The following is a 5,079-nucleotide window of genomic DNA, read 5'->3' as shown; positions in this document are numbered from 1 at the left end:
AATCCAAAAATAATTGAGAGGCTAGGACTTTTGTCCCAGCCTCTTTTTGTGTTTACAAAACTGTACCCGGACAGTTTTCTTTTTTCACTCTTGTATCCCCTTTTATATCCTGCTAAAATAAAACCATGACACGATACAAAGCAACCATTTCATATGACGGGACCTTATTTGCAGGGTTTCAACGCCAACCGCATGCCCGCAGTGTGCAAGAAGAAATCGAGAAGACCTTGACGCGTCTCAATCAAGGAAACCCTGTCACCGTTCATGGAGCGGGTCGGACGGATGCAGGCGTCCATGCCCTTGGGCAGGTGATTCATTTTGATCTCCCTCAAGCGCGGGATGAGGAGAAGCTCCGCTTTGCTCTGGATACCCAGACCCCAGAGGATATTGATTTCATCCGGGTGGAGCAAGTAGCAGATGACTTTCACTCACGCTACAAGAAGCACAGCAAAACCTATGAATTCATCGTGGATTATGGTCGTCCCAAGAACCCCATGATGCGCCACTATGCGACCCACTACCCCTATCCTTTGGATGTGGAAAAGATGCAAGTAGCCATCCAAAAGTTGGAGGGAACCCATGATTTCACCGGTTTCACCGCTTCAGGAACCAGTGTGGAAGACAAGGTTCGTACGATTACAGAGGCTCGCTTGGTTGAGGACGCGGCAAATCATCGCCTGCTCTTTACCTTTTCAGGCAATGGCTTTCTCTACAAGCAAATCCGCAATATGGTGGGAACTTTGTTGAAGATTGGAAATGATCGGATGCCGATCGAGCAGATCGATCTGATTTTGGAAAAGAAGGACCGCAATCTAGCAGGTCCAACAGCAGCGCCAAATGGCTTATATTTAAAGGAGATACGTTATGAGTAATGAATTGATTCTTGCAATTTCAGGAAATGATATTTTTAGTGGGGGAGGTCTTCATGCAGACCTTGCTACCTATACGACTAACAAACAGCATGGCTTTGTAGCGGTGACTTGTTTGACAGCCATGACCGAGCATGGTTTTGAAGTGATTCCGGTGGATCCAACGACCTTTGCTCAGCAGCTCAACTCTCTCAAAGATGTTCCTTTCTCTGCTATTAAACTCGGCCTCTTGCCAAATGTTGAAGTGGCAGACCTAGCTTTGGACTATGTCAAAGCTCATGCAGATATCCCAGTAGTGCTCGATCCTGTCTTGGTCTGCAAGGAAAGCCATGATGTGGAAGTGTCAGCCCTTCGAGATGAATTGATCAAGTTCTTCCCTTATGTGACCATCATTACACCAAATTTACCAGAGGCTGAGATCTTGACCCAAAGCAAGATTCAATCGCTCGATGATATGAAGGAGGCTGCTCGTAAGCTCCATGAATTGGGAGCAGCGAATGTCGTGGTCAAAGGGGGCAATCGTCTCAATAAAGAAAAGGCCATCGATGTCTTTTATGACGGACAAGATTTTACAATCTTTGAAGAGCCAGTCCTAGAAAAGAACAATACAGGGGCTGGTTGTACCTTTGCGTCTAGCATTTCCAGCCAGTTGGTAAAAGGGAAATCACCGCTTGAAGCTGTTAAAGCCTCTAAAGACTTTGTCTTCCAAGCGATTCAACATTCAGACCAGTATGGAGTAGTACAATATGACATCTAATCGAACTCAACTCATTGCCCGCCTTTCCATTTTGACAGCCTTGACAGTTGTACTTGGCTACTATACCAAACTCCCAACTCCCACAGGGATTGTCACCCTGTTAGATCTTGGAGTGTATTTTACAGCCTTCTATTTTGGACGCAAGGAAGGTGCGATTGTAGGTGGTGTCGGAGCCTTCCTACTCGATCTGATTTCAGGCTATCCTCAGTGGATGTTCTTTAGCCTCCTCTTTCACGGGGGCCAAGGCTATTTCGCTGGCTTCAAGGGAAAAGCCCGTTACCTAGGTTTGCTCCTTGCGACAGTCGTCATGGTAGGCGGTTATGCACTAGCTTCTGCCCTCTTTTTAGGCAATGGCTGGGGAGCTGCTATCTCGGACATTCCAAACAACCTTGCTCAGAATTTTGTCGGAATGGCTTTAGGCTATGTGGTCTATTATGCCTTCCAAAAGAAAGGAAACTAATTCATGGATTTGGAGCAACTGAACAAGGATACAAAAGAAATCCTGGCAGATGTTTTGGCAAAAAGCCGTCTTCATCAGGGACAGATTCTAGTTCTCGGGATGTCCTCAAGTGAAGTTGCAGGAGGGCAAATTGGAAAGGCCTCGAACATCGACATTGCTGAAGCTATTGTCCAGACCTTATTAGATGAGTTGAATCCAAGAGGGATTTATCTAGCGGTACAAGGATGTGAGCACCTCAATCGCGCCTTGGTGGTCGAGCGGGAATTAGCAGACAAGAAGGAGCTAGAAATCGTCAATGTCCTTCCTAGTCTCCATGCAGGGGGAGCTGGACAACTCGCTGCTTTTAAGTATTTCAAGGATCCTGTCGAAGTGGAATTTATCACAGCCCAAGCGGGCTTAGACATCGGAGATACCTCAGTGGGGATGCACGTCAAGCACGTACAAGTTCCGATTCGCCCTGTTATACGTGAACTAGGGGAAGCCCATGTCACAGCCCTCGCTAGTCGGCCAAAATTGATCGGTGGTGCCCGTGCTCTCTACCTAGATGATCCTATCCGAAAATCATAAATAGAACTAGCTTTTAAGGGCTAGTTTTTTTGGATGAAAAGAGAGGCAAAAACGTTTTAAAACTTGCAATTTCAAAGTTTTGTGGTAAAATTATAAGGAATGACTATATTATTTTAAGGAGAGACAGAATGTCTGTATCATTTGAAAACAAAGAAACTAACCACGGTGTATTGACTTTCACCATCAGCCAAGAGCAAATCAAACCTGCTTTGGACCGTGTGTTTGAGTCTGTTAAGAAAACCTTGAACGTACCTGGTTTCCGTAAAGGTCATATTCCACGTCCAATCTTCAACCAACGTTTTGGTGAAGAAGCTCTTTACCAAGATGCTTTGAACGATCTTCTTCCAGCAGCATACGAAGCAGCTGTTAAAGAAGCTGGAATCGAAGTTGTAGCACAACCAACTTTCGATGTTGTATCTATGGAAAAAGGTCAAGACTGGACATTGACAGCAGCTGTTGTAACAAAACCTGAAGTAAAATTGGGTGCTTACAAAGACCTTGAAGTATCAGTAGAAGTTTCTAAAGAAGTAACAGATGCTGATGTGGATGCTCGTATCGAACGCGAACGCAACAACTTGGCTGAATTGGTTGTTAAAGAAGGTGCTGCAGCAGAAGGCGACACAGTTGTAATCGACTTCGTTGGATCTATCGACGGTGTTGAATTCGACGGTGGTAAAGGTGACAACTTCTCACTTGGACTTGGTTCAGGTCAATTCATCCCAGGTTTCGAAGACCAATTGGTTGGACACTCTGCTGGTGAAACAGTTGACGTGATCGTAACATTCCCAGAAGACTACCAAGCAGCTGACCTTGCAGGTAAAGAAGCGAAATTCGTGACAACTATCCACGAAGTGAAAGCAAAAGAAGTACCAGCTCTTGACGATGAATTGGCAAAAGACATCGATGAAGAAGTTGAAACTCTTGCTGAATTGAAAGAAAAATACCGCAAAGAATTGGCAGAAGCAAAAGAAGAAGCATACAACGATGCAGTAGAAGCAGCAGCGATCGATCTTGCCGTTGAAAATGCTGAAATCGTTGAACTTCCAGAAGAAATGATCCACGAAGAAGTACACCGTTCAATCAACGAATTCCTTGGAAATATGCAACGTCAAGGGATCTCACCTGAAATGTACTTCCAAATTACTGGAACAACTCAAGATGATCTTCACAAACAATATGAAGCAGAAGCTGAAAGCCGCACGAAGACAAACCTCGTAGTTGAAGCAGTAGCCAAAGCAGAAGGTTTCGAAGCAACTGAAGAAGAAATTAATGCTGAAATCGAACAATTGGCAGCAGATTACAACATGCCAGTTGAACAAGTTCGCAACCTTCTTTCACCAGAAATGTTGAAACATGACATCACAGTGAAGAAAGCAGTGAACGTGATCACAAGCACAGCAAAAGTAAAATAATTTAGATAAAAAAGGCTGGGCAACAACTGTCCAGCCTTTGATGTTTGATAGAAATAACTGTATGACGCAGTGGTTGATTGGCATCTTTGTTCGCCTTTAAGCTCCAAAGATGACCTAATCAACTGTGCGGGGGTGGGAAAACGAACTCTTTTTAACTAGTCGGAGTTCTTTCCCACTCCCTTTTCTGATTTCATGGAGAATCCTGGAATTTTCCTTTGACGAAAGGGGAAATTTATCGTACAATAGAGTGTAACGATAAAATGTGTGATAGATTTAGTGGCGAGAAGTTTTCAATCTATCATTGAGGATAGGATGAGGTTTAAGACCGGATCCTTCTCCATTTAGGAAATGAAACATAAGGAGATTTACCCTTGGAATTAGAAGTATTTGCTGGACAAGAAAAAAGTGAACTTTCTATGATTGAAGTGGCGCGTGCGATTTTGGAATTACGCGGACGTGACCATGAAATGTACTTTAGCGATCTTGTAAATGAAATTCAAAATTACCTTGAAAAATCAAACAGCGAGATCCGTGAAGCTCTTCCATTGTTCTACACAGAATTGAATGTAGATGGAAGCTTTATCCCACTTGGGGATAACAAATGGGGTCTTCGTTCATGGTATGCCATTGATGAAGTTGACGAAGAAATCATCGCTCTTGAAGAAACAGACGAAGATGAAACTCCTAAGAAACGGAAGAAAAAACGTGTCAATGCCTTCATGGATGGAGACGAAGATGCGATCGACTACAACGACGATGATCCAGAAGACGAAGAAGTTTACGAAGCAGATCCAGCTCTTTCATATGATGAAGAAAATCCAGATGATGAAAAGAGTGAAGTCGAAGCTTACGATGCTGAAATCAATGAAATCGTACCAGATGATTTGGGTGAGGAAGTTGAATTAAGCGAAGAAGACGACGAAGAAGAGGATTCTGAAGACGAGGAAGAAGAATAAATCATAAGAAGAGGCTGGGACAAAAGTCCTAGCCTCTCAATTGTTTTTGGATTGTCGA

General features: G+C 43.7%; 6 protein-coding genes. All 6 read left to right on the top strand.

The genetic code is table 11. The features are described 5' to 3' along the window. Window positions 1–125: 125 nt before the first annotated feature. The 6 genes from truA (at window position 126) to rpoE (ending at window position 5,021) form a co-directional block, all read left to right on the top strand. Entirely contained in the window at window positions 126–872 is a 747-nt protein-coding gene (gene truA / locus ADG03_RS09950; protein ID WP_049472742.1) for a tRNA pseudouridine(38-40) synthase TruA, read from the top strand. Further along, window positions 865–1,626, top strand: a complete 762-nt coding sequence (locus ADG03_RS09945) for a bifunctional hydroxymethylpyrimidine kinase/phosphomethylpyrimidine kinase (protein ID WP_049472741.1) — start codon at window positions 865–867, stop codon at window positions 1,624–1,626. Before truA ends, ADG03_RS09945 begins: the two co-directional genes overlap by 8 nt. Then, window positions 1,616–2,086 carry an ECF transporter S component gene (locus ADG03_RS09940; RefSeq protein WP_045759117.1) on the top strand — a complete coding sequence of 157 codons (471 nt, stop codon included), beginning with the start codon at window positions 1,616–1,618 and terminating at the stop codon, window positions 2,084–2,086. Before ADG03_RS09945 ends, ADG03_RS09940 begins: the two co-directional genes overlap by 11 nt. Before the next feature lie 3 nt (window positions 2,087–2,089). Continuing rightward, window positions 2,090–2,653 (top strand): TIGR01440 family protein, encoded by a 564-nt coding sequence (locus ADG03_RS09935; RefSeq protein ID WP_049472740.1) that lies wholly within the window; start codon window positions 2,090–2,092, stop codon window positions 2,651–2,653. 128 nt (window positions 2,654–2,781) lie between these two features. Further along, on the top strand, window positions 2,782–4,065 hold the full coding sequence (gene tig, locus ADG03_RS09930; protein ID WP_021154454.1) for a trigger factor: 1,284 nt from the start codon (window positions 2,782–2,784) through the stop codon (window positions 4,063–4,065). Between the two features lie 371 nt (window positions 4,066–4,436). Then, window positions 4,437–5,021: a DNA-directed RNA polymerase subunit delta gene (gene rpoE / locus ADG03_RS09925; protein WP_003010182.1), complete on the top strand. Its 585-nt coding sequence runs from the start codon at window positions 4,437–4,439 to the stop codon at window positions 5,019–5,021. The last annotated feature ends 58 nt before the right edge of the window (window positions 5,022–5,079 follow it).

This window comes from Streptococcus parasanguinis, from assembly GCF_001069785.1.
In the GTDB taxonomy this organism is placed as follows: Bacteria; Bacillota; Bacilli; order Lactobacillales; family Streptococcaceae; genus Streptococcus; species Streptococcus parasanguinis_T.
This window is presented reverse-complemented; position numbering and strand designations above follow the sequence as displayed.

Bases quoted from the DNA above. Each gene is read 5' to 3' on its own strand.
- truA (WP_049472742.1), top strand. From the start codon at position 126: ATGACACGATACAAAGCAACCATTTCATATGACGGGACCTTATTTGCA.
- ADG03_RS09945 (WP_049472741.1), top strand. From the start codon at position 865: ATGAGTAATGAATTGATTCTTGCAATTTCAGGAAATGATATTTTTAGT.
- ADG03_RS09940 (WP_045759117.1), top strand. From the start codon at position 1,616: ATGACATCTAATCGAACTCAACTCATTGCCCGCCTTTCCATTTTGACA.
- ADG03_RS09935 (WP_049472740.1), top strand. From the start codon at position 2,090: ATGGATTTGGAGCAACTGAACAAGGATACAAAAGAAATCCTGGCAGAT.
- tig (WP_021154454.1), top strand. From the start codon at position 2,782: ATGTCTGTATCATTTGAAAACAAAGAAACTAACCACGGTGTATTGACT.